At 42.8% G+C, this 17,620-nt stretch carries 24 protein-coding genes; 8 read left to right on the top strand and 16 right to left on the bottom strand.

Going from position 1 to position 17,620, the window contains the following annotated elements; all coding sequences use genetic code 11:
- Positions 1–163: 163 nt before the first annotated feature.
- The 3 genes from DPG01_RS16690 to DPG01_RS16680 all read right to left on the bottom strand — a co-directional run bounded on the left by DPG01_RS16690 (position 164) and on the right by DPG01_RS16680 (position 2,490).
- Positions 164–1,540: a dihydrolipoyl dehydrogenase gene (locus DPG01_RS16690; RefSeq protein WP_110975830.1), complete on the bottom strand. Its 1,377-nt coding sequence runs from the start codon at positions 1,538–1,540 to the stop codon at positions 164–166.
- 196 nt (positions 1,541–1,736) lie between these two features.
- The gene (locus DPG01_RS16685) at positions 1,737–2,162 is read right to left on the bottom strand and encodes a beta-lactamase hydrolase domain-containing protein (RefSeq protein WP_110975829.1); all 426 of its coding nucleotides are present in this window, start codon (positions 2,160–2,162) and stop codon (positions 1,737–1,739) included.
- Positions 2,155–2,490 (bottom strand): TIGR01244 family sulfur transferase, encoded by a 336-nt coding sequence (locus tag DPG01_RS16680; protein ID WP_005401736.1) that lies wholly within the window; start codon positions 2,488–2,490, stop codon positions 2,155–2,157. Before DPG01_RS16680 ends, DPG01_RS16685 begins: the two co-directional genes overlap by 8 nt.
- A gap of 124 nt (positions 2,491–2,614) precedes the next feature.
- Here DPG01_RS16680 and DPG01_RS16675 point away from each other — a divergent pair, with 124 nt between their 5' ends.
- The 3 genes from DPG01_RS16675 to DPG01_RS16665 are packed head-to-tail and all read left to right on the top strand — an operon-like array spanning position 2,615 to position 4,383.
- Positions 2,615–3,511: an alpha/beta hydrolase gene (locus DPG01_RS16675; RefSeq protein ID WP_086210488.1), complete on the top strand. Its 897-nt coding sequence runs from the start codon at positions 2,615–2,617 to the stop codon at positions 3,509–3,511.
- On the top strand, positions 3,512–3,943 hold the full coding sequence (gene trxC / locus DPG01_RS16670; protein WP_086210487.1) for a thioredoxin TrxC: 432 nt from the start codon (positions 3,512–3,514) through the stop codon (positions 3,941–3,943). It begins immediately after the preceding gene.
- A 17-nt stretch (positions 3,944–3,960) separates the two neighbouring features.
- Positions 3,961–4,383, top strand: a complete 423-nt coding sequence (locus DPG01_RS16665; protein WP_086210486.1) for an acyl-CoA thioesterase — start codon at positions 3,961–3,963, stop codon at positions 4,381–4,383.
- Positions 4,384–4,451: 68 nt separating this feature from the next.
- Here DPG01_RS16665 and DPG01_RS16660 read toward each other — a convergent pair whose 3' ends face one another.
- From DPG01_RS16660 to DPG01_RS16650, 3 genes are all read right to left on the bottom strand, one after another.
- Positions 4,452–4,949 (bottom strand): nuclear transport factor 2 family protein, encoded by a 498-nt coding sequence (locus DPG01_RS16660; RefSeq protein WP_110975828.1) that lies wholly within the window; start codon positions 4,947–4,949, stop codon positions 4,452–4,454.
- Between the two features lie 137 nt (positions 4,950–5,086).
- On the bottom strand, positions 5,087–5,587 hold the full coding sequence (locus DPG01_RS16655) for a DUF4442 domain-containing protein (protein WP_086210484.1): 501 nt from the start codon (positions 5,585–5,587) through the stop codon (positions 5,087–5,089).
- Positions 5,588–5,615: 28 nt separating this feature from the next.
- Positions 5,616–6,104, bottom strand: a complete 489-nt coding sequence (locus DPG01_RS16650; protein ID WP_004697619.1) for a YajQ family cyclic di-GMP-binding protein — start codon at positions 6,102–6,104, stop codon at positions 5,616–5,618.
- A gap of 91 nt (positions 6,105–6,195) precedes the next feature.
- On the opposite strand from DPG01_RS16650, the gene DPG01_RS16645 reads away from it, so the two are divergent.
- A complete protein-coding gene (locus DPG01_RS16645; protein WP_110975827.1) occupies positions 6,196–6,510 on the top strand; it encodes a rhodanese-like domain-containing protein in 315 nt (104 codons plus the stop codon).
- A 94-nt stretch (positions 6,511–6,604) separates the two neighbouring features.
- Here DPG01_RS16645 and mnmC read toward each other — a convergent pair whose 3' ends face one another.
- From mnmC to DPG01_RS16625, 4 genes are read right to left on the bottom strand one after another with little or no spacing between them, the layout of a single operon-like run.
- Positions 6,605–8,512: an FAD-dependent 5-carboxymethylaminomethyl-2-thiouridine(34) oxidoreductase MnmC gene (mnmC, locus tag DPG01_RS16640; RefSeq protein ID WP_110975831.1), complete on the bottom strand. Its 1,908-nt coding sequence runs from the start codon at positions 8,510–8,512 to the stop codon at positions 6,605–6,607.
- Positions 8,513–8,548: 36 nt separating this feature from the next.
- Positions 8,549–9,055, bottom strand: a complete 507-nt coding sequence (locus tag DPG01_RS16635; protein ID WP_086210482.1) for a hypothetical protein — start codon at positions 9,053–9,055, stop codon at positions 8,549–8,551.
- Between the two features lie 4 nt (positions 9,056–9,059).
- Positions 9,060–9,362, bottom strand: coding sequence for a YciI family protein (locus tag DPG01_RS16630; protein WP_110975826.1), 303 nt, complete (start codon positions 9,360–9,362; stop codon positions 9,060–9,062).
- Positions 9,363–9,391: 29 nt separating this feature from the next.
- Positions 9,392–10,006, bottom strand: a complete 615-nt coding sequence (locus tag DPG01_RS16625) for a septation protein IspZ (protein ID WP_086210480.1) — start codon at positions 10,004–10,006, stop codon at positions 9,392–9,394.
- A gap of 44 nt (positions 10,007–10,050) precedes the next feature.
- Here DPG01_RS16625 and DPG01_RS16620 point away from each other — a divergent pair, with 44 nt between their 5' ends.
- The gene (locus DPG01_RS16620; protein ID WP_110975825.1) at positions 10,051–10,902 is read left to right on the top strand and encodes a PHP domain-containing protein; all 852 of its coding nucleotides are present in this window, start codon (positions 10,051–10,053) and stop codon (positions 10,900–10,902) included.
- 69 nt (positions 10,903–10,971) lie between these two features.
- On the opposite strand, the gene DPG01_RS16615 is transcribed toward DPG01_RS16620, so the two are convergent.
- A complete protein-coding gene (locus tag DPG01_RS16615; RefSeq protein ID WP_004983451.1) occupies positions 10,972–11,883 on the bottom strand; it encodes a bestrophin family protein in 912 nt (303 codons plus the stop codon).
- 75 nt (positions 11,884–11,958) lie between these two features.
- A complete protein-coding gene (gene radC, locus DPG01_RS16610; RefSeq protein WP_110975824.1) occupies positions 11,959–12,651 on the bottom strand; it encodes a RadC family protein in 693 nt (230 codons plus the stop codon).
- 111 nt (positions 12,652–12,762) lie between these two features.
- Here radC and coaBC point away from each other — a divergent pair, with 111 nt between their 5' ends.
- Together coaBC and DPG01_RS16600 are read left to right on the top strand one after the other, a co-directional pair.
- Positions 12,763–14,037 carry a bifunctional phosphopantothenoylcysteine decarboxylase/phosphopantothenate--cysteine ligase CoaBC gene (gene coaBC, locus DPG01_RS16605; RefSeq protein ID WP_086210477.1) on the top strand — a complete coding sequence of 425 codons (1,275 nt, stop codon included), beginning with the start codon at positions 12,763–12,765 and terminating at the stop codon, positions 14,035–14,037.
- A 76-nt stretch (positions 14,038–14,113) separates the two neighbouring features.
- Positions 14,114–14,503, top strand: coding sequence for a cytochrome b562 (locus DPG01_RS16600; protein WP_086210476.1), 390 nt, complete (start codon positions 14,114–14,116; stop codon positions 14,501–14,503).
- A 60-nt stretch (positions 14,504–14,563) separates the two neighbouring features.
- Here DPG01_RS16600 and secB read toward each other — a convergent pair whose 3' ends face one another.
- The 4 genes from secB to rsgA form a co-directional block, all read right to left on the bottom strand.
- Positions 14,564–15,013 (bottom strand): protein-export chaperone SecB, encoded by a 450-nt coding sequence (secB, locus tag DPG01_RS16595; RefSeq protein ID WP_004697631.1) that lies wholly within the window; start codon positions 15,011–15,013, stop codon positions 14,564–14,566.
- Between the two features lie 27 nt (positions 15,014–15,040).
- Positions 15,041–15,295 carry a glutaredoxin 3 gene (gene grxC / locus DPG01_RS16590; protein WP_004697632.1) on the bottom strand — a complete coding sequence of 85 codons (255 nt, stop codon included), beginning with the start codon at positions 15,293–15,295 and terminating at the stop codon, positions 15,041–15,043.
- A 19-nt stretch (positions 15,296–15,314) separates the two neighbouring features.
- The gene (locus DPG01_RS16585; RefSeq protein ID WP_086210474.1) at positions 15,315–15,722 is read right to left on the bottom strand and encodes a rhodanese-like domain-containing protein; all 408 of its coding nucleotides are present in this window, start codon (positions 15,720–15,722) and stop codon (positions 15,315–15,317) included.
- Between the two features lie 97 nt (positions 15,723–15,819).
- Positions 15,820–16,878, bottom strand: a complete 1,059-nt coding sequence (rsgA, locus tag DPG01_RS16580) for a ribosome small subunit-dependent GTPase A (protein ID WP_110975823.1) — start codon at positions 16,876–16,878, stop codon at positions 15,820–15,822.
- A gap of 124 nt (positions 16,879–17,002) precedes the next feature.
- Here rsgA and orn point away from each other — a divergent pair, with 124 nt between their 5' ends.
- Positions 17,003–17,557 (top strand): oligoribonuclease, encoded by a 555-nt coding sequence (gene orn / locus DPG01_RS16575; RefSeq protein WP_004697635.1) that lies wholly within the window; start codon positions 17,003–17,005, stop codon positions 17,555–17,557.
- Positions 17,558–17,620: the final 63 nt, after the last annotated feature.

Below are 17,620 nucleotides of genomic sequence, written 5' to 3'. Positions count from 1 at the left end.
CATTGATTAATGCTGATGTCTTATCAGTATCTGGTTTTTGGTTTGGATCAACCTCATTCAAAAAATAGAACTCAGCTTTTCATTGAAGACGGTTGATGAAATCGTTTAATCACGCACCGTAAACGTCTAAGTACCTATAGCAAGAGAACATGAATTTGGCAGCTTAGGGATTGAGTTGTCGACGAGCATGTTTTAAAGCCGTTCTTAAGCCTTCTTCAAGGGTTGGGTGATAAAATGGCTTTTCCAAAATTTCATCGACAGTCAATTCTTCTGCAATCATCCATGCCAATAAATGGGCCAAATGTTCAGTAGACTCTGTGAGTAATTCAGCACCCAGTAGCTTTCGGCTACTTCTATCTACATAAACCTCGATGGCCCCATAGTTTTTACCCAGAACCAATGCACGTCCTTGTTTTGCATAGGATACTTCGCCGATGACAAAATTGATATTTGCACTTTGTAGTTGCTTAAAGTTTTGTCCAACCATTGCCATTTCTGGGTTGCTAAACACGATGCCTAAAGGTGTTAGAGTTTTGCATGATTCTATAGTGGGGAAGTTCAATGCATTTTTAACCGAAACTTTACCTTCGTGTGCAGCTTCATGTTGCAGAGGGGTGTCGGTATGTGCATCGCCAATGATAAAAATCGGGTAGTCAGCGAGTTGTTTGGTCTTAGGATCAACAGGTAAATGTTTTAAGTCTGTGAATGATGTGTCGATATTTTCGAGTTTAAGCGTATTTAAAAGACTACTTCGTCCAGTAGCAACCAGTAAATAATCGACGTTAAGTGTTTTAGGCTGATCATTTTCAGTAAAACTAAGTTCAACTTGATCGTTTGTATACTTAACTTCAGTGGGTAAAACTTCGAACTTGATTTCAAGTTCATCGCCAATTTCTGTTTGTGCCAACTGCTGTAATTTAGGATTGGTCAGAACGCCGACTTTACGGCTACGTGCAAAGACCGTGGTCTTGACACCAAGTCGTTGCATGGCTTGCGCGAGTTCAATCGCGATGACGCCACTCCCAATAACGGCTAAGGAGTTAGGTAAAGCATCAAGTTCAAAGATTTGATCGGAGGTGATAAGTCGATCACCGAGTTCATCTTTCCACATTGGGTTAAAACTTGGTGTGGAGCCTACAGCTAAAATAAAGCTTTTGGCTTGGTAGAGTTGCCCATTCACTTCGACCGTTTTTGCATCGACAAAGTGAGCACGGCCTTGAACTTTGTGCGTCTTAGGCCAGCTCTCGACGGTTTTAAGGGTACTAGAGGTAAAGCGATCGCGGAGTGCTTGTACGTGTTGCATGACCTGGCTACGGTCAATTTTTGATTCTACTTTTAATCCGACACGATCCGCATGTTGAATATCATGCATGCGATTGGCTGTAGAAATAAGGACTTTTGAGGGCATACAGCCGACACGTGCACAAGTGGTGTCCCACGGTCCATCATTAATGATTAATAGATTTTGTGTGGACTTAATGGCTTGTTGGTAGGCTGCAATACCCGCAGTTCCTGCCCCAATAATAATCAGATCATACATAACACAGAGTTTACCTAAGCAAGATTACTCTATAGTTAACATATTCATGGAGCTTGGGGATTATATTTTGTAAAAATTGGCATGGATTGCCGTCATTATTTATAAACTGCTACCAACGCTGACGCCAACAGTAGGTCGAACATGCATTGAACTACATGCAGTTATAAGCGTACAACAGAGTAAAAGAAGAAAGAGCTTATTCATGCAGTAGTCCTAATTGTTTGGCTTGATGAAAGAGCCGACTTGAACGTTCACCACTTTTACAGACCATTAAAATGGGTTTGGGGAGCTCATTATAATATTTAGCAAATTCAATCACGTCTGTTTCAGAAATTTTACTGCTGGTAACTGGCTGGTAAATCACACTGACTTTCGCTTGCTCTGCGATACTTCGTAGTTGCTCAACGCGAACGGTATTGCCTTGTTCTTGATCAGGTCGGTTGACAATGACTGACTTAAAACCTTGTTTCATCAATTGTTGAAACTTATCTGTGGTCATTTGTCCTGAAACACTCAGTTGCGGACTCAGTGACTGACTGAGTGTTTCCGTTGCTGCCCAAAGTGTACTGCTTGCTAAAAGCAGAGCAGTACAGATGACGTGTTTAAACAACCGTTTAGTCATCTAACAGATCCATTTGTTTGGCAAGTTGGTACAAGTTATTTGAGCGATTACCTGTACGGCAGAACATGAGAACAGGTTTTGGAAGTTCATTAAAGTGGTTGGCAAAAGTACGAACATCCATTTCGGTGATTTGACCAGCAACCACAGGTTGGTAGACATAATCCAAGCCTGCTACACGTGCAGCTTCCTCGATTTGAGCGCTGGTCGGTTGTTCTGGGCCACCTTCCATATCTGGGCGGTTATTGATCACAGATTTAAACCCTTTTTCAACCACTTGAACCAAATGTTCAGGACCAATTTGACCTGCAAAGCCTACATTTTCACTCATCCTGTCACTCCAAAATTAAGATAATCGAGATATGCTTTATGATAGCATTAAGCTGAAAGCTCAGCCTATGCTGTTGAAATATTTATAAGCGATTACAACCATAAAATAACGCAATGGAGCAGGTATGCACGCCTATACCGTTGAACCGCTGTATGTGAAAAGTGGCCAAGAGGTCATTGCAGCAGATTTTTACCGTCCGAAAACTGAAGAGAAGCCCGCAGTGATTTTGATGGCTCATGGCTTGGCTGGGCTTCGCCAATTCAAACTGATTCAATTTGCGCAACGGTTTGCACAAGCGGGCTATGCGGTCGTGTTATTCGACTATCGTTATTGGGGGGGGAGTACGGGGCGCCCAAGAGAGCTGGTGTCGATTAAAAAGCAGCTCGAAGACTGGCGCACCATGATTAACCATGTCAAAGAGCGTAAGTCGATTGATAGCCGACGTATTGTGCTGTGGGGGACGGCACTCAGCGGTGGATATGTACTCGATATTGCTGCAGAGTTCAAAAATGTTCAGGCGGTGATGGCACAAGTGCCTTTTGTCGATGGTGCTGAAAGTGCCAAGCTTTACCCGTTACAGCAACTCCCGAAAGCATTAAAGCTGTCCAGCCAAGATTATATGGGGGGCAAAGTTGGTTTAGCGCCAACGACTTTACCCGTAGTTGACCCCCGAAAGCTGTGTTTTATGCCGACCCAAGATGCGTATTTGGGTTATCGTTCGATTATCAATCCAGACTATTATTGGAGTGGTGAGATTCCCGCACGACTATTTTTTAATTTAATCCGTTATCGTCCGATTCAAAATGTACGGCAAATTAATATTCCTGTGCTTTTTATTGCAGCAAAACATGATAGCCTCATACCTATTGAGTCGAGTCGTGAAGCGGCGACCAATATTGCTCCCTTTGTTCAATATCATGAATGGGAGATGCAACATTTCGATATTTATCATGCCACCTGGTTTGAAAAAGCCATTTCGACCCAATTAGAATTTTTACACCAACATATTGGAGTCAATTAAATGATTATCGTCTGTCCGACCTGTATGGCAAAAAATCGTGTCCCTGAAGAGAAGCTGAATGCTAATCCGAGTTGTGGTCAATGTCATGCTACGCTTCTGCCTGCTACACCTATTGAGTTGAATGAACAAAACTTTAGTCAGTTTATTAGCCATAGTGATTTGCCTGTATTGATTGACTTATGGGCAGAGTGGTGTGGTCCTTGTAAAATGATGGCACCGCATTTTGCTGAAGTGGCGAAACAAAATCCACAAGTGATTTTTGCCAAAATTAATACTGAAGAATCTCCACGATTAAGTAGTGCCTTTAATGTGCGAAGTATTCCAACCTTAGTTTTAATGAATAAAACTACTGAAATTGCTAGAATAAGCGGCGCGCTCCGTGCGCCACAATTGCAACAATGGTTAGATCAACAGTTGCAAGCCCAGTCATAACGAAAATTGGAGTCAACGTGTCAGAGATTCATGTGAAACCAGAAGGGATGCTATCTCTTCAAACGATTGCAATGCCAGCTGATACCAACTGGAGTGGAGATGTGTTTGGTGGTTGGATTGTGTCACAAATGGATTTGGCCGGCGCAATTCACGCAGAACGCTTTAGTAAAGGGCGTTGTGCAACGATTTCGATTAATCAGATGACATTCTTGGTCCCTGTCAAAGTCGGGGACGTGATTAGTTGTTATACTAAAATTCTAAAAGTAGGCAATACCTCGATTCAAATGGAAATTGAGGTATGGGACAGTCATGATAGTTCACGCCCACCTGTACGTGTAACTGAAGGTGTATTTACCTTTGTGGCAGTGGATGTCAAAGGCAATAAGCGCCAAATTCCAACTGATGTGAAAGAGAAATTTTTTGCCAATCAAGCCAATTAAGCTTGAGACGAGCTAAAAGCCAGTAATAATACTGGCTTTTTTATAATTATTTGAAAAGTGATTAAGCTTTAGAACATCGTGTTGCTATTTGCTGATTCGGCAGGCACGCTCTGCACGGCATCCCAATGTTCTACAATTTTGCCTTGTTCGACACGGAAAATATCAACGACAGCCTCTCCGCGGTCTTGTGCATTTTGGGTGGAGTGGACGTGCAGTACAACCAAATCACCATCGGCAATCACACGTTTGATGGTACTTTTTGCTTGCGGGTGTTCTTTAAAATACTGGGTGAAATAGTTTACAAAAGGCGCTTTTCCGTCTGCAACATAGGGATTATGTTGAATATATTGTGTACCAATATAGCGGTCTGAATAGGTTTGAACCTGATGTTTGCTAAAAACCCCTTCATAAAAGTCCACCACAATTTTTTTATTCTGTTCGGTCAGAGCAGAGGCAGAATGGTGACTCGGCGTTGTTGAAACCGATGTGTTGGCTGGGTTGTGTTGTTGGCAGGCGACAAGCCCTAAAGAAAATAGGGTCGTTGCTAAAATTAGTCTTTTTTTCATTAAGTCAGCTCAAATATTCATATTATGTAGCATGATTTTGAGCTGAGTTGAAGCAAAGATATAGTAAGTTTTAGTCGCGGCTTTAGCGTATTGTTGTAAATTTTATACTTACCAAACAGTAAGTTATATTTACATTCTTATTTTTTTAATGATGCTTTATCGAGCCAAGCCCATAACATTTCACATTGAACAGGTGCTTCACCCGATTCATCCATTACTGTCACAGAAACTAAAGTTTCACCTTTGGCGGTAGTTTGCATCAGTTGCTGTTGTTCTGGTGTTAAGGTGGCTGTCGCTGTCATGGCACCTTTACTTGGACGTTTAAAGTCAATATGCATGCTTTTAATCAGAACGATGCAATGGTCAGGCACATTCATCCCTGTGACAAAGCCAGTTGCTGTTTCAGCAATCAAAGCCATGGCGCAGGCATGTAACTGTCCAATATGGTTTTGCATAGCTCGGTGGTTTTCGATTTTGACGACGACTTCACTATGACTCACTTGTAAATAACGGATATGAGCACTGCCGACCATGGGAACTATGCGACCAAAAGCTTGACTCCATAATCGCGTACGCAACGCTTTCGGCAAGCGAGAAGTGGCTTTTACAATTTTAGATAAGCGATTGGCCTTTGGCATAGTTACCTCAAATGATCGAACAAGGGGATTAGTCTTTAAAGTTATTGAACTGTAAAGGCAGACCGAATTGCTGTTCTTTTAAAAACGTCATTACTTGCTGTAATGTATCGCGCTTTTTATCAGTCACACGAATTTTGTCGCCTTGAATTGAAGATTGCACTTTAATGCCGCTTTCTTTAATGGCTTTGTTGATTTTTTTTGCGGTATCTGAGTCAAGTCCGTCTTTTAATTTCACCACTTGAAGTACATTTTTACCTGAAGCGGTCATTTTTTGTGGATCAAGCGCTTGAATATCAACTTTACGCTTAAAGAAATGGTTCTCTAACATGGTATAAACTTGTTCGCACTGGAAATCACTTTCTGTTGAGATTTTAATTTCTTTGTTTTTTTCATTGAGTTCAATTGAAACATCTTGACCGCGGAAGTCAAAACGGGTTGCAATTTCCTTTTGGGTATTCTGAACAGCATGATTTACCTCAAAAATTTCTAATTCTGAAACAATATCAAAAGATGGCATGGATTAGACCTTTACAAATAGAAAGAATATCTGAGATGCTAGGGATGTTTTCTTCATTTGCCAAGTGTTGTTTACATCAAAGGAGTGCGCAATGATCCGTAAACAAGAAATTACAACATTTGAGTTCCCAGAGGATGCGATCATCTGGGATGTACGCGATTCAAATGCTTATGCCGAAGCACACGTGAAAGGGGCGGTTAATAAGCCCATCACGGGACTATCAGCACAGAGCCTTACTCAGGTGTCGACGGGTCAACCGATTTATATATTATGTGGCGGCGGAAGCAAAGCACCACGTGCAGCAGAGCTACTTGAAGGTTTTGATAGTGCACGTGAGTATGTCATTTTAATGGGCGGTACTCGTGCTGCTCGTGATGCTGGTCTAGCCTTAGAGCAGGGCAACTAAGCAATAGCAAAAAAAGCGCCGTAAGGCGCTTTTTTAATGTCTTATAACCATGAGGTGCTGGATTTATCACATCATTGGCTTTTTAGCCATAGTGCTAAGTTTGCGCTTTAAAATAAGGCTTTTTGGCTTTGACTTTCTTGTGGAATCGGGTTGGACTGAGCTTTTGTAGCAGTGACTCAGGAACAGGGCAGGCCTCTTTTAGTATCTGTGCCGCTAAAATTTCACTGCATAAAGGCGCAAACAAGAAGCCCTTAGAGCCTAAGCCTGCAAAGCTATAAATTTCAGACTGTTCGGACATTCTACCAAGTACTGGAAAATAGTCCAAACTTTGCGAGCGAACGGATGCACGGCCTTGCCAAGTCCTCACATCAGGAAGTGATTGTGCATAATCTGGAAAGACACTGTGGATAAGCTCGTAGTTATGCACATGGTCTTCAAGTAAAACATCGCTGTCGTCTCGATTCGGATAGAAGGATGCGCCTAAGATGAGCTGTTGAGCATCAAGCTGCATACAATAGCCACCATAGCTATAGGCTTGATCAAGTGCGAATGCTTGTGACGTGTTCTCCACCCAGCTAACTTGTCCACGAATGGGCTTCAGCACAGGGTACTGCTCAAAGAAAGTAGCCGTGTGGCGTGCACAACACACAATCACGTGATCAAACTGACCTAGAGATTGAGCTTGTTCATCTACGATTTCATTGTGCTCTGGATGGATTTGAGTAATGTTGGCTTGTACGAACTGAATCAGCGGACGCGCTAAGATTTGATCTCTGAGTTGATGTGGTGAAACGGCGCCCGCTTCGGTTAAATTCAGACTGGAATATTCAGTGATTAACGCTGAATCAGCAGCGGTTTCGGCTGTCAAAAGACCCGCAGGATATTGTGATTCGAGATCGAGTAAGTCTTCGGCTTTTTTAAGCGCCAGTTGATGTACTTGAATCGGGCGAAAAGCTTGAAATTTGGAATAGTGCTGTAAAGCATGTTGCCAAGCCAAGGTCATGAGATGTTCATGACTTTGTTCAATCGGACAAAGTTTGGGGTTGAGTAAGGCCAGCGGATTGCCTGAACCTCCTGCGAGTGGCTCAGATTGGTCGTAGAGCGTGACTTGGTGCCCACGCTCAGCAAAGGCCCATGCACTAGTTAAACCTGCAATCCCTGCACCTATGATTGCGATACGGCGCTGTTTAAAAGGGTATGGTCGTTGACCAAGTCGGTTTTGATCCGATACCGATTTGGTATCTCCAGCGTCTGATGTATGTTCAGGCTCAGCAGGGAACCAGATGGCTTTGAGCATTTCGCGTTTGTGTTTGAATCCACGTGGGCGTGAAATAGAAATACCATACTGTTTTAATCCACGTTTAAGTACACCTGCAACACTAAACGAAGCAAAGGTCGTCCCGACATCTGATAGGCGAATAATATGTTGAAGAACTTGTTCTTCCCATATGTCAGGATTACATGAGGGTGCAAACCCATCGAGGAACCATGCGTTAACGCTACTGGTTTTTGCCATACTAGGGAAAACATCGTGGGCATCGCCTAACCAAAGGTCTAGGCTAAAACGTTCATTCGGGAAGCTCAGGCGATGACAACCCGCAATCGGATGCGGGTATTGTGTTATCAATTCATCGGCGATCGGTTTAAGTTCAGGCCAAGCATCGAGTGCGCGTATCAGATCAGCCTTAGATAGCGGAAATTTTTCAACTGAAATGGCATGGAGATGGCTGTGGTTATTTGGCCGTACTTGTTGCCAAAGTTGCCAAAGTGCCAAGATGTTGAGCCCTGTGCCAAAGCCTGTTTCACCCACACTAAAATATTCAAAGGGCTGAAGATTTGACAGGCGCTCAGATAAATCGTTGCCATTTAAAAACACATGGCGTGTTTCAAGTAGACCATTGTCTTTGGAAAAATAGACATCGCCAAATTGTTTTGAAACTGGCACATCAATGCCATCAACTTGTTGCCACTCTAAATCGGCAGTTTGAATTGCGCTTGACAAAGCCACAGTACCCTATTGTTTCTAATAGGGCTTAGCTTACCACTGACGACGGCGTTTGGTATAAACGTAACTAGCAATTAAAAAACCAAGTAAGACACCCACAGCGATGGTTGCTGCACCGTAGAGAAACATTTGTGCACTGCGTTCGCTTTGTAAAACCTGTACTTGTACACCGAGGCTGTCATTTTTAAGTTGTAGCTCTTGGTTTTGTGCCAAAGCATCAAGATTGGCTTTTTCTAACTGAGCTAAGCGAGAAGCTTGGTCTTTGACCAATGCTTTGACTTTGGCATCTTGGAGGGCTTTGTTTTTCGCCAATTGTTCAGCGGTGAGCGGTTTGGCTTCCTGTGGTTGACCATTTGGACTAATGGTTGCTACAGCAGGAATAATTTTTGGTTGTGTAGCGGTGTTGTGTCCAGATGGTGGTGGAGCCGCAGTCGTTGCTTGGACGGCAGGTGCTACACTTGGAGCAGGTGCGGTTTCAACCGCCCATGCCATAGAAGAAAGAAGAGATAAACCCAATAAGCTTGTGACAACGACACGCATGACCTTATCCTTGAGGGAATGCTTTATTAAATGGTTTAACATCAATATGACGATAAACCCCTGCTTTTAAGAAAGGCTCTTCCTGTAACCATGCATCTAGTGCTTCACGTGAGTCAAAGTCAACAATGATCGTACTGCCATAAAAACCCGCTTGTGGATTGCTTGGGTCTTTAGGCATTGCACCAGCAACAATTAAACGATCTTCATCATTGAGCTTTTGTAAACGAACAAGATGTTCTGGACGTGTAGCAAGGCGTTTTTCGACAGTCCCTTCCTGATCGGTACATGTGACAACGAATAGCGGCATATGAATTCTCGATGTATGTTCTGGCTAAATTACTCTTCAGAAGATTTAAAGTATTTACGTAATACAATAAACTGAATAATGATAAAGGAAAACATCACGATCATGTCACCAAAAGCCGTGAATTCTCCCCAATATTTTCCGTCCATAAATAAAAATGCGAAAAATACGTGTAAAAAAGACATGAGAGCAAACATGGCCGCCCATGCAAAGTTTAAATTTTTCCAACCTGCGTCGGTTAAATTGAAGATTGGGCCGAACAAACGTTTGATCAGCGGTTTGCGTTCTTTGCCAAAATAAGGGGAAAGTAAGAAAGCACCTGAGAAAATTATATTCAGTAAGGCCGCTTTGAGTTTGATGTAAAAGTCATCTGACAGCATTAAGGTAACACCGCCGAAAATAACCGTCATAAACAACACAATCCACTGTTGTTTGTCTAAACGGAACTTTTGCATGAAGAACAGTGCGCCGTAAACCATCAGCATCGAAATAATTAAACCTGTGGTGGCTACAAGAATATTATTATTATCGACACCCCCAGCAGAACCAATCAATTGAAGTAATGGGTGATCAGTATTTTTCGGATCTACAGTTTTATATAAATAAAAGAAAATGATCAGCGGCACAAAGTCTAAAAGTGCTTTCATGTTAGAGTATCTAAATCTGTTCAAATAAATAGCTAGTATAAGTGATGGAAGGCGTAGATTTACATACTCACAGCAATATTTCTGATGGCACTTTCACACCGAAGCAATTGGTTGATGCTGCAGCAGAAAAAGGTATTCATACCTTGGCTTTGACAGACCATGACACCATGGATGGCCTTGCTTTAGCAGAGTTGGCTGCAAAGTCGCATGCGATACGTATTATTTCAGGTGTAGAAATTTCCAGTCAGTGGTCGAGACCCTCGACTAAGAAAAACTATGGCGTGCATGTGGTTGCATTGAATATGCAAGATTTAGAGCCACTACAAAAATGTCTTGAACAGCAAAAACAAATCCGCGCGCGCCGCGCCAAAGAAATTTGTGATTTATTGATTCCACTGATTGGTGAGGATATTTATCTCGATGTTTTGGCGAAAGTTGAACAGATGCCTGACCGCGTGACTCGAACCCATATTGCCAAGACCTTGGTTGAAAAAAAGTATGTGAGTCGCGCGCAACAAGCGTTTGATAAATATATTAAGGAAGGCAAAAAAGCCTACGTGAAATTTGATGGGCTGGGTTTAGAAGAAACCATTCAGGTGATTCATGCCAGTGGTGGTTTTGCAGTATTGGCGCACCCGACACGTTATGACTTATCGGCCACCAATATTCGCTATCTGATTGAAATCTTTGCGCAGTTTGGTGGGGATGCGGTTGAGTTGCCACCCAGTGTTGAACCGACCTCTACCCGTCAAATGGTGGATCGGATGATTGCTGAGCATGATTTAAAAGTATCGGTCGGTAGTGATTTTCATGGTGACAATATGCCATGGATTAAATTGGGCAATATTCCCAGAGTCAAAGAGGGACAAGTGGGGATTTGGGACAGTTTTGTCTAAATGTTTTTGAGGATTGCTACCTTCTCCATAAACTATATATGGCCTAAGAGAAGGTAAGCGTGAGTTCGCTTAGAGTAGATTATTGTCTTGTGCTTGAATCGGGGGAGGGGTAGGTTTACCTAAAGTCCCAAGCAGTTCAATTTCGATGGTACGTACCATCGAGTCCAGCGGCAAATCATTACTTTGCGTTCCGAAAGGTTCTTCAATTTCCGAACTCAAAGCATCGAGTCCTAAAAAGGTATAGGCCAACACACCAACCAATAGCGGGGTGAAAATACCCAAGGTTGAACCTAAGCTAAACGGTAAAATGAGACAGAAAAAATACACCGTACGATTGAGTAATACCGAGTAGGCAAAAGGTAGTGGCGTTGTCGCAATACGGTCACAACCGGTTTGCACTACACTTAGGTCAGCAACATGCTGATTCAACTGTGCATACACAATGTCGCTAATTTCACCTTCTTTTAATGCTTGCATTAACTCCCACTGAATCAAACTGAGGGTGTACTGCGGGGCATTGGCTTGTTGATACAGCTGAGTCAGTGCATTTTGACTTAGGCCACTGGTTTCCACCAGTTCCGTAGGATTGGCTGTTTGATGGCGTAAACGGTCACGCAAGACATTGGCAAAGACAATCACATGTTGAATTACACGTTCACGACGACCTTGGGTCAAGATACGACAGTCACGGTCAAAGTGACGTGAATTGGCAATTAAAATACCCCATAGCTTCCGTGCTTCCCACCAACGGTCATAGCAGGCACTATTTTTAAAGCCGAGGAAAATAGAAAGGACTACCCCAATGAGGGTGAAGCCGACCAAGGGCAGTTCAGGGAAATGAAAATAGCCGACATAGGACAAAATGCCAATAATGGCAGAGACCAACATGACCACGCCCAAAGGGGGTAAAACTTTGGGAAGAATGGTGCCACGCCATGAAAAAAGCACCTTAAAAATACTGGGCTGATCACGCACAATCATGTGATTAGAATTCTTTTACAATTTTGCTTGATCTTCATATTTGTCGTGGTATTTGTCAATCATTTGTCTGCATATTTAAGCGGGTTGGATCAGGTCGTGTTCAGCAAAAGAAAATGTACCTTCAGGCGATAAAATAAAATGATCAATCAGTTGAATGTCCACGAGCTGACTGGCTTGAAGAATACGCTCGGTCAGTCCGATATCCGCCGCGGAGGGCTGAGCTTTTCCAAGCGGATGGTTATGGGCAATCACCATAAAGGTAGCATGTTGAGCAATACAATAACGTAGCAATTGGTTGATCGAGATTTCACAAGAATTTACTGCACCAAAGAACAACTTTTTAAAGTTTATTTTTCTTAAATGTGCATCGAGACAGAGTACGGCAAAAACCTCTTGGTTCTCGCTTGAAAATTCATATTGTAAAAACTTGAGTAACTGAGCTGAATGATTGAGCTCTAACTTTTCTTGCTTGAGCTGCTGACTACTGTAGCGTCGTCCCAATTCTTTGACGGCCATTAATTGTGAATACTTGGTCGGGCCAATGCCGTGAAATTGGCTGAGTTCGGACAGTTCAGCATCGAAAACGGCATTCAGACTGCCGAAATGCTGTAACAGCAGACGGGCCAATTCGACCGCAGAATGTTGTGTTGAGCCCGAGCGGATAAAAATAGCCAGTAGTTCCGCATCAGAGAGGCTGGCAGGCCCTTGTTGTAACAAGCGTTCACGTGGCCGTTCTTGTTCGGGCCATTTTTTTATAGATAAGTGCATTCTTTTATACTTTTTTATTCTTAATTTGAGGAACATGACCCAACCGATTATTGGGTATAAGACTATTTAATGCTATTGTGAGCGCCACTGCAACAGAAAGGTAGCCTGTTCGTGAGCTTTGATCTCAGTGTGATTCCAAATAAAAATATCCTTTTAGCTGTTACGGGCGGTATTGCTGCCTATAAAAGTGCCATCTTAGTTCGTCGTTTAAAAGACGCAGGTTTTCAAGTCCGTGTGGTCATGACCGAAGGCGCACAAGCCTTTATTACCCCATTAACATTCCAAGCCTTGTCAGGCAATCCTGTGCATACTGAATTGTTAGACCCTGAAGCCGAAGCGGGCATGGGACATATTGAGCTGGCGCGCTGGGCAGACTTGCTTTTGGTTGCGCCTGCTAGTTGTAACACCATTGCAAAGTTTGCTGCGGGTTTAGCTGATGACCTGCTTTCTACTTTATATTTAGCCACCAAAGCCCCTGTGTGGGTTGCACCTGCCATGAACCAACAAATGTGGGCAGCAAAAGCGACGCAGCGTAATTTAGCGACTTTGGTAGACGATGGCGTGCATGTAATCATGCCAGATGCGGGTGCTCAAGCTTGTGGTGATGTTGGTTTAGGCCGTATGCCTGAGCCCGAGGATTTGGCACATCAAGTGACAGAATACTTCCATAAAGCACAGCGTGCCATGGCTGAAAAATTTGGGATGCTGGCCGGTAAAAAAGTCACCATTACTGCTGGGCCAACGCGTGAAGCGATTGATCCTGTGCGTTATATTTCCAACCACAGTACGGGTAAAATGGGCTTTGCTCTTGCCGCTGCATGTTATGCGGCTGGAGCCAAAGTGACTTTAATTGCAGGTCCTGTCAGCTTAGACACGCCGAATGGTGTACGCCGGATCAATGTTTCATCTGCCATGAAAATGTTGGATATCAGTATGCAAATGTTGGATGAAGGCTGTGATGTGTTTATCGCGACTGCTGCTGTTGCAGACTATCGCGTTGCAGAAGTTGCAGAGCATAAGATTAAGAAAGCAGGGGATGAGCTCAATGTTTCTTTAATCAAAAATCCTGATATTGTGGCGACCATTGCACAGCAAGATAAACGCCCGTTCATGGTTGGCTTTGCAGCAGAAACACGCAATGTCGAAGAATATGCTGCAGGTAAATTAGTCGCGAAAAAGCTCGATATGATTGCCTGTAATGATGTGTCACGCCCCGATATTGGTTTTGCGTCTGATGAAAATGCGATGATAGTCTTTTTTGCAGAACATTATAAAATGCAAAAACGTGATCTGGAAAAAGCGTCGAAACAAGAAATTGCGTTGCAGTTGGTTGAAGCGATTCATGATGCTTTACACCGAGACCCTGAAAGTGATGATGATTTTTAATTTACATCGTCCTTAGTTTTTGCCATATTTAATGCAGCCTTAGGCTGCATTTTTTTGCAAACTCATAGGAATAAGAATGAAAACACTATTAAAGGTCATGCTGTTGAGCAGTGGTATATGTTTGGCAGGATTTGCACAAGCATCGGAAGTGCTAGAAGGCGCGATGAAATCTTTGGCGAAGAACTCAAAGGCTTTTGCTCAAGCCCAGACTGCCACAGAGGCAAATAACGCATTAACTGAAATGCAAAAAGCCGCAGTAACTGCCAAACAAAATAAGCCTGGAAAGTTAGCGAAACAAGCAAAAGACAGTGCTCAAGTGAAGCAATATGAGCAAAGTTTTGATGTATTATCTCAAGAGATTGAACATGCTCAACATCTCGTACATGCAGGAAAGTTGACTGAAGCCAAACAAAGTTCAGCCAAGTTTGAAGCCATTAAGCAGCAAGGTCATAAAACGTTTAAATAATTCAGTACAATAAAAAAGACCGCAAAAGCGGTCTTTTTTATGTTTGAAGGGCTTAAAAGTTTAAGCTTGACCTTCAACAGCAGCGGCTTGAGCACGCTGCATATTTGCTTCGAACTCAGCATCAAAGTTAATTGGTGTAAGTAACAATTGCGGGAAGCTGCCTTTAGTCACCATATCATTCACCGCTTCACGAAGGAATGGGAATAAAATGTTTGGGCAATATGCACCTAAGATGTACGGAAGACGTTCTTCTTCAACACCATCTACAAGGAAAATACCCGCTTGAGTGACATCGACGATAAACGCCGTGTCACCTGCATTATTCGCTTGTACAACCACTTTAAGTGAAACTTCGTAGTGAGTTGGATCAACTTTTTCAGCAGAAGATGACAAGTTGATGTTCAACTCTGGTTGCCATTCTTTGGTAAAAACTTGCGCCCCAGGGACTTCAAAAGAAATATCTTTTGTGTAAATACGTTCTAAAGCAAGTTGTGGTTGAGCTTCACTCATTTTCTAATCCTTAATATGCTGAGCTAATTATGCCAATAGTTGGTCGAGTTTGCCTTCACGCTCTAAAGCATAAAGTTGATCAAAACCACCAATAAATTGGTCATCAATAAAAATTTGTGGAACCGTACGATGATTGGTACGTTGCATCAATTCAATGCGGACTTCAGGCGCTTCTTTAGATAAATTAATTTCTTTATATTCAACGCCTTTACGCTCAAGGAGCTGTTTTGCGCGAACGCAATATGGACATACAGTCGTTGAGTAAATAGTGACTTGAGCCATGAGTTTCTCCTTGTGCGAATTATTTAGCTTTGACCAGTGGTAAGCCTTGAGCTTTCCAGTTGCTAATCCCGCCATCTAAACGATAGCTGTCAGTATGCGCAACTTGTTGTAAAGCAGTGCCTGCCACTTGACCTAAGTTACAGATGAACACGAGTGGACGATCTGCAGCTTTTAACTCTTCAACATGTTTGGTAATTTGGCTGTAGGGAATGTTGCGACTTCCACTGATATGACCTTCACGGAAATCTTTGGCATCACGTAAGTCAATCAACATGGCATTTTTAGCTTTCACTAAAATACCTAAAGATTGTGGTGAAATTTTGCGACCATTGCGTTGTCCTTCAAGTACGAAAAACAAAACAACCAATACCGCAAGTGTTCCAAATAAGAAGGGGTGATTCCCCATAAACTCCAACCAACGTTCCACAAGTCACCTAAATTACAATTCAAAAATTGCTAGAGAGTATAGCTCATAAAATATGGTGATCAAAATCACCGCTTCAAGGGCTAAGGTTGAATAAAAATTAATTTTTTTGCTGAGCTTCAGCAATTTCATCAATCAGACGTAAATAGCTGTCTAAACGGCGTGTTAAAATTTCACCATTTGCAGCGGCTAAGCGTAAGGCGCATTGTTTTTCATGCTTATGGGTGCAGTTTCGGAATTGACAGTAGCCCAATAAGTTTTCAATTTCAGGAAAACCATGTTGCACTTTGTCAGCATCTAAGTGCCATAAACCAAACTCACGAATACCCGGCGAGTCAATCAGCGAGGCGCCTTCGCCAAAACCAATCAAACGGGTAGAGGTCGTGGTGTGTTGTCCTAAGGCTGAGTTTTCAGAAATCACATTGGTTTTCTGTGCAGCGTCTGGCACGATGGCATTAATCAGGGTGCTTTTACCAACACCAGACTGACCGACAAAGGCTACCGTTTCATTTTTTAAACGCTGGGTCAGAGCCGTTAAGTCACCATCGGCTTGTGTTTGCATCACTTCATAGCCTAAGGCTTGATATTCCGCAATCAACGTTAAAATCGGGTCATTGTCTTTGAGTAAATCGGTTTTATTCAGCACCAACAGTGCTGGAATATTGGCATCGGCACAGGCCACCAAATAACGGTCAATTAGACCTGGTGCAGGCTCAGGCAGTGGCGCAAACACAATTACAATCAAGCTGATATTGGCAGCGACAGGTTTCACTTTATGGTAACGGTCTGGACGAGTCAGTAGCGACTGACGTGGCTGTATGGCATTGATGATTCCCAGTCCTGTATTTGGGTCGGCTTGCCATTTGACACGATCACCTGTGACCAATAGTTCGAGGTTGGTACGTGTATGACAGCGCCAAATACTGCCGAGTTCAATCGGTTTCCAAAACGGTTCAGGCTCGCCTGCTTGTACCGTCGGTTTGATGGGATGTGGATCTGGAGTCGTAAGGGCTTGCACTTCAAGCTGACGGCCATAGTGTTGTACCACCAAGCCTTCTAAGTCATTTGAAGTGTCGATATCTTCTTGACGTGTTTGCTGTTGTTTCTGAATGCGACGTTGTTGCTGTTCAGTTAAACGACGTTTACGAATTAAAGCCATTCATATCCTAAAAAACCATGAATTCAAGATGGCAAAAATAGCACGAAGCAGGGTAGCAGTTACAGCATCGAAGCAATTAATTTGCTACTATCATCGTTTTTAAGCCGAATAAGATTGCACATTTATGAGCAGCACCGCTGATACGCGTTTGATTTGGATTGACCTTGAAATGACAGGTCTCGATACAGATAACGACCAAATTATTGAAGTTGCTACAATTGTGACGGATGATAACTTAAATATTTTAGCTGAAGGGCCTGTGCTTGCTGTACATCAGCCCGATCGCGTACTAAATGCAATGGACGAGTGGAACACCCGCCAACATGGTCAATCAGGCTTAATTGAACGTGTACGTCGCAGTAAATTGACGGCACAGGATGCTGAGCAGCAAACTTTAGAATTTCTAAAAAAATGGGTCAATCCAAAAAGCTCACCGATGTGTGGCAATTCAATCTGCCAAGACCGCCGTTTTTTACACCGTTTAATGCCTGAAATGGAACAATATTTCCATTACCGTAATTTAGATGTATCTTCGGTAAAAGAGTTGGCTAAACGCTGGCGTCCAGAAATTATGAGTGGCTTGAAAAAGAATGCTTCACACTTAGCGATGGATGACATTCGTGATTCGATTGCGGAACTGAAGTATTATCGCGAATACTTTTTTATTATGAATAAATAAGTACTAAAGAAAGAGGCGTTAGCCTCTTTTTTATTGAAATCGAATAGAATAAAGCTGAGGGTG

It is taken from the genome of Acinetobacter sp. WCHAc060042, assembly GCF_003231195.1.
GTDB lineage: Bacteria > Pseudomonadota > Gammaproteobacteria > Pseudomonadales > Moraxellaceae > Acinetobacter.
This window is presented reverse-complemented; position numbering and strand designations above follow the sequence as displayed.

What these genes read in the sequence shown, in the direction of transcription:
- secB (WP_004697631.1), bottom strand. Translation starts at nt 15,013, where the DNA reads ATGAGTGAAGCTCAACCACAACTTGCTTTAGAACGTATTTACACAAAA.
- DPG01_RS16630 (WP_110975826.1), bottom strand. Translation starts at nt 9,362, where the DNA reads ATGCCGCTATTCGTTGTCACATGTACCGATCAGGAAGGGACTGTCGAA.
- DPG01_RS16635 (WP_086210482.1), bottom strand. Translation starts at nt 9,055, where the DNA reads ATGCGTGTCGTTGTCACAAGCTTATTGGGTTTATCTCTTCTTTCTTCT.
- rsgA (WP_110975823.1), bottom strand. Translation starts at nt 16,878, where the DNA reads ATGGCTTTAATTCGTAAACGTCGTTTAACTGAACAGCAACAACGTCGC.
- DPG01_RS16685 (WP_110975829.1), bottom strand. Translation starts at nt 2,162, where the DNA reads ATGACTAAACGGTTGTTTAAACACGTCATCTGTACTGCTCTGCTTTTA.
- radC (WP_110975824.1), bottom strand. Translation starts at nt 12,651, where the DNA reads ATGCACTTATCTATAAAAAAATGGCCCGAACAAGAACGGCCACGTGAA.
- DPG01_RS16655 (WP_086210484.1), bottom strand. Translation starts at nt 5,587, where the DNA reads ATGCCAAAGGCCAATCGCTTATCTAAAATTGTAAAAGCCACTTCTCGC.
- orn (WP_004697635.1), top strand. Translation starts at nt 17,003, where the DNA reads ATGAGCAGCACCGCTGATACGCGTTTGATTTGGATTGACCTTGAAATG.
- DPG01_RS16650 (WP_004697619.1), bottom strand. Translation starts at nt 6,104, where the DNA reads ATGCCATCTTTTGATATTGTTTCAGAATTAGAAATTTTTGAGGTAAAT.
- DPG01_RS16625 (WP_086210480.1), bottom strand. Translation starts at nt 10,006, where the DNA reads ATGAAAGCACTTTTAGACTTTGTGCCGCTGATCATTTTCTTTTATTTA.
- DPG01_RS16660 (WP_110975828.1), bottom strand. Translation starts at nt 4,949, where the DNA reads ATGAAAAAAAGACTAATTTTAGCAACGACCCTATTTTCTTTAGGGCTT.
- DPG01_RS16615 (WP_004983451.1), bottom strand. Translation starts at nt 11,883, where the DNA reads ATGATTGTGCGTGATCAGCCCAGTATTTTTAAGGTGCTTTTTTCATGG.
- DPG01_RS16645 (WP_110975827.1), top strand. Translation starts at nt 6,196, where the DNA reads ATGATCCGTAAACAAGAAATTACAACATTTGAGTTCCCAGAGGATGCG.
- DPG01_RS16680 (WP_005401736.1), bottom strand. Translation starts at nt 2,490, where the DNA reads ATGAGTGAAAATGTAGGCTTTGCAGGTCAAATTGGTCCTGAACATTTG.
- DPG01_RS16620 (WP_110975825.1), top strand. Translation starts at nt 10,051, where the DNA reads ATGGAAGGCGTAGATTTACATACTCACAGCAATATTTCTGATGGCACT.
- DPG01_RS16690 (WP_110975830.1), bottom strand. Translation starts at nt 1,540, where the DNA reads ATGTATGATCTGATTATTATTGGGGCAGGAACTGCGGGTATTGCAGCC.
- DPG01_RS16675 (WP_086210488.1), top strand. Translation starts at nt 2,615, where the DNA reads ATGCACGCCTATACCGTTGAACCGCTGTATGTGAAAAGTGGCCAAGAG.
- grxC (WP_004697632.1), bottom strand. Translation starts at nt 15,295, where the DNA reads ATGGCTCAAGTCACTATTTACTCAACGACTGTATGTCCATATTGCGTT.
- DPG01_RS16600 (WP_086210476.1), top strand. Translation starts at nt 14,114, where the DNA reads ATGAAAACACTATTAAAGGTCATGCTGTTGAGCAGTGGTATATGTTTG.
- trxC (WP_086210487.1), top strand. Translation starts at nt 3,512, where the DNA reads ATGATTATCGTCTGTCCGACCTGTATGGCAAAAAATCGTGTCCCTGAA.